This is a genomic window from Enterobacter sp. D2 (assembly GCF_034427575.1).
Lineage (GTDB): Bacteria > Pseudomonadota > Gammaproteobacteria > Enterobacterales > Enterobacteriaceae > Enterobacter > Enterobacter cloacae_M.
In genome coordinates this window covers 1-1139 of record NZ_JAXQPP010000017.1, presented here as the reverse complement: position 1 = coordinate 1139, position 1139 = coordinate 1, and the positions used below count along the sequence as shown (strand labels likewise).

The 1139-nt window shown below is 55.8% G+C and carries 2 protein-coding genes; both read right to left on the bottom strand.

Going from position 1 to position 1139, the window contains the following annotated elements; genetic code table 11:
- On the bottom strand, positions 1-891 hold an 891-nt coding region (locus SPG90_RS22340), incomplete at its 3' end, for a fimbrial protein (protein ID WP_322408407.1).
- Between the two features lie 71 nt (positions 892-962).
- The gene (locus SPG90_RS22335) at positions 963-1118 is read right to left on the bottom strand and encodes a FimD/PapC C-terminal domain-containing protein (RefSeq protein ID WP_322408408.1); all 156 of its coding nucleotides are present in this window, start codon (positions 1116-1118) and stop codon (positions 963-965) included.
- Between the last annotated feature and the right edge of the window lie 21 nt (positions 1119-1139).

The window sequence follows — 1139 nt, the reverse complement described above, 5'->3', positions numbered from 1 at the left end:
CTGGACCACGATGCCGACATCCGGGTTACTGGTGCGGATGGCGCTGCTCATGCCCGGTGCCGCTGTCGCAGCAAGGCTTACCTTGACGTTACGGGCAGCTGCAGCATCGTTGCAGGTTACAGGGGCCGTTGTCGTCACCGGCGTGTAGCCGGAAGGCTTCTGTCCCGCAGTTTCAAAGAGACCCGCTCCGATATTGCCGAAGTCGACCTGAATGGTCTGTCCCGCGTTGATGGCGCAGGTCTCCGGTACAGTGATGCTTCCCACCAGGGAAATCATCTGCAGGGTAGCCGCGTCGGAGGGGACGTCGCCGTAGTAATAGCGGAACATATTGGGGAAGTTAATAACCCTCGGGCCACTGAAAGCGCGTTCGACGCGAAGGCGGACCGTCCAGGTTGTATCGAGTCTGGCACCATCATATATATAACTTCCGTCCGCTAAAATTTCATGAGGCTTGGGTATGCCACATATTCCGTTGAATTGCCCAACCGGTATATACCAGGAGCCTGAGCAGTCGTTCCAGCTAAAGGCGATCGAGAAGTAGTCGTCCACCCGGTAATAGGTCCACGGGCCATCAGTACCTGAAACCGGAATATTCTGGTTCATTGAAACATTTGTCCACACCGGGGAACCGGGAGTTCCAGCACATTCAAATTTCATCTTGAAGCCTGATGTAAATGTATTAAAGTCAAATTTTCGGCCTGCGATGTTAGTGCCGGAGGTTAGGGTCTGGCTTAAATTCATATTTACGTATTGCGTGCTCGTACCAGGCGATAGCGAGCAGGAGGCAAAGGCCATTGCCTCTGGGGCGGTAAAAAGCGACGCTGCGGCCGCTGCAATCGTCAACAGCACGCGTGGATAGGTATATTTCATTATGTTCGTTATCTTCATCATGACTTTCCCGGCAGCAGGGCCGCCATCTTTGCATTCTGTCTCAGCATGCTGTTGTCTTCAGAGAGCCAGTATCAGCTGCAGGTCGCGCTCAGCGGCGTCAGGCCTTCAGCCCCTTCAGGGGCTCCCACCCGGGCAACGCAGCGTTCATCAGTGCCGCCGCCCCATGCCACTTCAAGCTCACCCTGCGGCGGCATGCCGGCCAGATACACCTGGCCGTCATCGCCCACGATGCCCGTCACCGGTTTCCT